The organism is Pseudomonas sp. SWRI51, assembly GCF_014268825.1.
Classification (GTDB): domain Bacteria; phylum Pseudomonadota; class Gammaproteobacteria; order Pseudomonadales; family Pseudomonadaceae; genus Aquipseudomonas; species Aquipseudomonas farsensis.
Window position 1 is genome coordinate 1 of the sequence record NZ_JABWRG010000154.1, and the last position, 5,603, is coordinate 5,603.

The 5,603-nt window shown below is 64.1% G+C and carries 2 protein-coding genes; both read right to left on the reverse strand.

The window, feature by feature from the left end:
• Window positions 1–161: 161 nt before the first annotated feature.
• Complete coding sequence (locus tag HU720_RS23600; RefSeq protein ID WP_186523514.1) at window positions 162–1,283, reverse strand: beta-ketoacyl-ACP synthase III; 1,122 nt, start codon at window positions 1,281–1,283, stop codon at window positions 162–164.
• A 188-nt stretch (window positions 1,284–1,471) separates the two neighbouring features.
• On the reverse strand, window positions 1,472–5,377 hold the full coding sequence (gene hrpA, locus HU720_RS23605) for an ATP-dependent RNA helicase HrpA (protein WP_186523524.1): 3,906 nt from the start codon (window positions 5,375–5,377) through the stop codon (window positions 1,472–1,474).
• Window positions 5,378–5,603: the final 226 nt, after the last annotated feature.

Below are 5,603 nucleotides of genomic sequence, written 5' to 3' on the forward strand. Positions count from 1 at the left end.
CGAAAGGGCTGCGAAGCAGCCCCTAGATATGTGCACCCACCAGAATCGCTGGGGCTGCTCCGCAGCCCTTTCGCGACACAAGGCCGCTCCTACACTGACCGCGTAGACGGCATCGATATGGGATGGGCAAGCCCGCTCCCACCGGTTTTTCCAAGCCTGAATCAGCGCTTGCGCAGAATCACGCTGCCGATCGAATACCCCGCACCAAACGAGCTGAGTACCGCAACCGAACCTTCGGCCAAGTCATCCTGGTGCAGGTGGAACGCAATCACCGAGCCTGCAGAACTGGTGTTGGCGTACCGGTTGAGAATCACCGGTGCCTCTTCTTCGCTCACATCACGCCCCAGCAGTTTCTTGACGATCAGGTGGTTCATGCTGAGGTTGGCCTGGTGCAGCCAGAAACGCTTCACATCCGACGGCTGCAAGCCGTTCTCGCCCAGGTGCTTGCCAATCAGCTCGGCAACCATCGGGCACACTTCACGGAACACCTTGCGGCCTTCCTGGACGAACAGTTTGTCCGGCGCGGTTGCGGCTTCTTCGGCGGCGCGGTTGAGGAAGCCGAAGTTGTTGCGGATGTTGTTGGAGAACACCGTCGCCAGCTTGGTGCTGACCACATCGAACTGATGCCTGGACGTTGCCAGGTCGGCGCGCTCGACCAGCACAGCGGTGGCCGCATCGCCAAAAATGAAATGGCTGTCTCGGTCACGGAAGTTCAGGTGGCCGGTGCAGATTTCCGGGCTGACCACCAGCACCGAGCGGGCCTGGCCCAGTTGCACGCTGTTGGCGGCAGCCTGGATACCGAAGGTGGCCGAGGAACAGGCTACGTTCATGTCAAAGGCAAAACCCTCGATGCCCAGGGCGTTCTGGATTTCGATGGCGATGGCCGGGTACGGGCGCTGCAAGTTGGAACAGGCCACGATCACCGCATCCACGTCGGCAGCCGTGCGCCCTGCGCGCTCAAGCGCCTGGCGCGCGGCGGCAACGCCCATTTCGCAGAGCACCGAAGGCTCGTTGTTGGAGCGCTCCGGCAGGCGCGGCTTCATGCGCTGTGGGTCCAGAATGCCGGCCTTGTCCATGACGAAGCGGCTCTTGATGCCCGAGGCTTTTTCGATGAATGCAGCGTCCGACAGCGGCGCAGCCTCGACCTCGCCGCGCTCGATGGCAGCGGCATTGTCGCGGTTGAACTGCTGCGACCAGGTGTTGAAGGACTCCACCAGTTCTTCGTTGGAAATGCTCTGGGCCGGGGTATACAGGCCGGTGCCGCTGATCACGACGTTATGCACGGACGATCCTCTGGTCAGAGGCCATCGCCACACGGCGCTGGCCAGGATAATGGCACCTTGGTGCCAACTTGCTGACGAGGGCTGTGCCCTCGTACACGGTCCGCCCGCCCCAGCGTAGGAGCGGGCTTACCCGCGAACGGCCGCAGGGCGGCCGCAAATTCCAGCAAGTTTGCCACAACTCGTGGCGTTTAGGCTTCCACCAGGCTCCACTGCTTGCTCAGGCGTTTGTCCGACACCGGCACCTTGGTGCCCAACTGCTGGCCAAACAGCGACACGCGGTATTCCTCAAGCAACCAACGGTACAAGGTCAGTTGCTCGTCGCGCTTGCCCTCCTGGGCATGCTTTTCGGCACGGGCCTTGTACTGCGCCCAGCAGTTGCTCAGCTCGGCGCTCCACACCCGATCTTTCTGCACCTGCGAGCCGAGTTTTTCCAGGCGCAGTTCCACCGCCTTCAGATAGCGCGGCAGCTCTTTGAGCCACACGCCAGGGGTTTCGCGCACAAAGCCTGGATACACCAGGTTGGCCAACTGCTGCTTGATGTCGTTGAGCGCCACCGCCTGGCTGAGGTCGATCTTGCCCTTGAAGCGCTTCTGCAAGCCATGCCACAGCTTGAGCACCTCAAGCGTCAGCCGCGCCAGGCGCTCGGCATGCTCGGCCCAGTTGCCGCGTTTGCGCTCGGCGAGCGACGCAAGGCCCGCGCCATCACGCGGCAGCGGCTCCTCGCCTTCGAGCACGCAGCTGTCCAGGCTGGCCAGCAGAATGTCTTCGACCAGCGCCTCGACGCGGCCCAGCTCGCGGTACAGCAGGCCAAGCTCGGTCAGCCCCGGCAGCTTGCCGCGCAAGAACTTCGCCGGCTCCGCCAACTGCTGCAGCAACAGGCGCTGCAAGGCACGGCGGTGCTGGAATTCGGCCTCGGCCTGGGTCGAGAAACGCCCCTCGCGCACCGCGCCGTTCTCTTCGACCAGGGCGGGGTAGACAGTCATCGACAGCCCGGCGATTTTCTGTTGCGTGGTTTGCGCCACCTCGGCAAAGGCCTTGGCCTGCACCGGGCGCTCGGTTTTCTCATCGCGCGGCAAGGCCAGCGCAGCCTGGCTTGCCGCTGCAAAACGTGCGGTCAACTCTGCCAGGTCACGGCCTTCACCCAGGAACTTGCCTTGGCCATCGACCACCTCGATGTTCATCCGCAAGTGCCCTTCCACCGCAGCGCCAGCCTCGGCCCAGGCCTCGTCGGGCACCCGTGCGCCGGTCATGCGCAGCAGCTCCTGCCCCAGTGCCTGGGGCAGCGCGCCCTGGGCGAAGGTCATGCGCGACAGAGACGCCTTGACGAAGTCCGGCACCGGCACGAAGTTCTTGCGCAGGGCCTTGGGCAGGTTGCGCACCAAGGCTATGCACTTGGCCTCCAGCAGCCCCGGCACCAGCCACTCCAGGCGCTCGCCCGGCAGGTTCGGCAACAGCGGCGCCGGTACCCGCACGGTCACGCCGTCACGCGGGTGATTGGGCTCGAAATGGTAGCTCAGCGACAGGCGCAGCTCGCCCACCTGTAAATGGTCGGGGTACTGCGCGGCGGTGACCTCACTGGCTTCGCGGGCCAGCACGTCCTCTTCGCGCATGATCAGCAGGTTGGCGTCCTGCTGGCTGGTCATGCGGTACCAGGCGTCGAAGGTCGCGGTCTGGTGGATTTCTGCCGGCAGCCGCGCCTCATAGAAGGCGTAGAGCGTTTCTTCATCAGCCAGGATGTCGCGGCGCCGGGCCTTGGCTTCCAGCTCGTCGAGCTGTTCGAGCAGGCGTTTGTTGGCCGCCAGGCACTTGGCCCGCGACTGGATTTCACCGCCCACCAGCGCTTCGCGGATAAACAGCTCACGCGAGGTGACCGGGTCGATCGGGCCAAAGTGCACAGGCCTGCGGCCTACCAGAATCAGGCCGTAGAGGGTGATCTGCTCGTAGGCCACCACTTGCCCGCGCTTCTTCTCCCAGTGCGGCTCGAAGTGGTTCTTCTTGATCAGATGGCCGGCCAACGGCTCGATCCAGTCCGGTTCGATTTTTGCCACCATGCGCGCGTACAGCTTGGTGGTCTCGACCAACTCGGCGGCCATGACCCACTGCGGGCGTTTGCGGCCGATGCCGGACGAGGGGTGAATCCAGAAACGCCGCTGCCGAGCGCCTTGGTAGTCGCCCTCCTCGGCCTTGTGGCCGATCTGGCTGAGCAAGCCACTGAGAATGGCCTTGTGCATGCGCAGGTAGTCAGCCGGCTCTTTATTGACCGTCAGTTGCAGCTCGCGACAAATCAGCGACAACTGGCGATGGGCATCACGCCATTCGCGCAGGCGCAGGTAATTGAGGAAATTCTTCCGGCACCAGTTACGCAGCGGGCTTGCGGTCAATGCCTGGCGCTGCTCCTCGAACGCACGCCACACGTTCACCAGCGCGGCGAAGTCCGAGTCGACATCCTTCCACTGCGCGTGGGCCTGGTCGGCGGCCTGCTGGCGCTCCGGCGGGCGCTCGCGGGGGTCTTGCACCGATAGCGCACTGGCGACGATCAGCACTTCCTGCAAGCTGCCCTGGCGGGCGCCTTCGAGCAGCATGCGGCCCATGCGCGGGTCGATCGGCAGGCGTGCCAGCTGGCGGCCCAGCGGCGTCAGCTGGTTCTCGCGATTGACCGCCGAAAGCTCCTGCAACAGGTTGAAACCGTCGCTGATGGCCTTGCCATCTGGCGGCTCGATGAACGGGAAGGCGTCGATGGCGCCCAGGCGCAGGTGCAGCATCTGCAGGATCACCGCCGCCAGGTTGGTTCGCAAGATCTCAGGGTCGGTGAACGCCGGGCGGCCGTTGAAATCTTCCTCGCTGTACAGGCGGATACAGATACCCGGCTCAACGCGGCCGCAGCGGCCTTTACGCTGGTTGGCGCTGGCCTGCGAGACCGCCTCGATGGGCAGGCGCTGCACCTTGGCGCGGTAGCTGTAGCGGCTGATTCGCGCGGTGCCGCTGTCGATCACATAGCGGATGCCCGGCACGGTCAGCGAAGTTTCGGCAACGTTGGTGGCCAACACCACGCGCCGGCCACTGTGCGACTGGAAAATCTTCTGTTGCTCGGCAGGCGTCAGGCGCGCATACAGCGGCAGGATTTCGGTATGGCGCAGCTGCGCCTTGCGCAGTATTTCCGCTGCATCGCGGATTTCGCGCTCGCCGGGCAGGAACACCAGCACATCGCCCGGGCCCTTGCCCTGGCTGCGCTCGAAGTGGGCGATTTCATCGAGGGTGGCGAGGATCGCCTGGTCGACACTGAGGTCGTCCTCGATCTGGTTGCCCTCTTCGTCCTGCTCGCTGGTCAGCGGGCGGTACCAGGTATCGACCGGGTAGGTGCGGCCCGACACTTCGATGATCGGCGCGCCATCGAAGTGCTTGGAGAAACGCTCAAGGTCGATGGTCGCCGAGGTGATGATCAGCTTCAGTTCGGGGCGGCGGTGCAGCAGGGTTTTCAGGTAGCCAAGCAGAAAGTCGATGTTCAGGCTGCGCTCGTGGGCTTCGTCGACGATGATGGTGTCGTAGCGCTCGAGAAAACGGTCGTGCTGGGTTTCGGCCAGCAGAATACCGTCGGTCATCAGCTTGACCAGGGTGTTCGAATCGCTCTGGTCCTCGAAGCGCACCTGATAACCCACCAGTGCCCCCAGTGGGGTGCCCAGTTCCTCGGCCACCCGCGCGGCCACGCTGCGCGCCGCGATGCGTCGCGGCTGGGTGTGGGCGATCAGGCCATGGCTGCCGCGGCCCAGCTCCAGGCAAATCTTGGGCAACTGGGTGGTCTTGCCCGAACCGGTTTCGCCGGCGATTACCAGCACCTGATGCTCGGCCAGGGCCTTCTTGATCTCGTCACGCTTGGCTGCAATCGGCAGGCTGTCGTCGTAACGGATGCTCGGCACGCTCTGCTGGCGCGCAGTCACCTGGGCGAAGGAGGCCTGAACCTTCTCGGCCCACTGGGCAAGCTTGGCCTCATCTGGGCGCTTGCGCAGTTCGTGCAATTGCCGGCGCAGGCGATGGCGGTCGGCGATCATGGCGTGGTCGAGGTTGTTCAGCAACTGGTCGATGGCTTGGTCTGTCATGGGGCTTTTTAATGATGCAGGTGAGCCTGCTTGTGCATGATCGGCATTCGTGTGGGTGGCAATTGTCGCAGATTTGCCTGATAGATGCTGAGGGGCCTGTGCGGGCCCTATCGCAGGCTGTGCTCAACCGCAACATTGCTGGTTGGACTCAATCCTGTGGGAAATGATAGAGAGTCGTGGCGAGCGGGCTTGTCCCGCGTTGGGCTGCGCAGCAGCCCTGAAAACC